The following is a 322-nucleotide window of genomic DNA, read 5'->3' on the forward strand; positions in this document are numbered from 1 at the left end:
TGCCTTGCATCCGTTCCCGGGCAACATCCGCGAGCTGCGCAATGTTCTGGAACGGGCACGGTTGTTCGCTGATGATGGGGTGATCAGGCCGGAGCACCTGCCCGAGGACATCGGCGCGCAAATGCCGGTGAGCCGTGGCGCAAAGCGCCGTGACCTCGGTGAACTGGCCCAGGCCCTGGAACAGTTCAAAGGTTCGCGCAGTGAGCTGGCGCGTCATTTGGGCATGAGCGAACGCACGCTGTACCGTCGCTTGAAAGCGCTTGGGCTACGCTAGCTTCGTGTTTTTGCCAGGCCACCTTTACCGGACCTTTACCGCTGTCCT

Annotated in this window: 1 protein-coding gene; it reads left to right on the forward strand. The window is 61.8% G+C overall.

Annotated features, from left to right (window positions below):
* A partial coding sequence (locus QWI17_RS01575) for an AAA-type ATPase lid domain-containing protein (protein WP_302720736.1) occupies window positions 1-274 on the forward strand: 274 nt, incomplete at its 5' end.
* Window positions 275-322 lie beyond the last annotated feature (48 nt).

The sequence above is a fragment of the Gilvimarinus gilvus genome (assembly GCF_030518155.1).
GTDB lineage: Bacteria > Pseudomonadota > Gammaproteobacteria > Pseudomonadales > Cellvibrionaceae > Gilvimarinus > Gilvimarinus gilvus.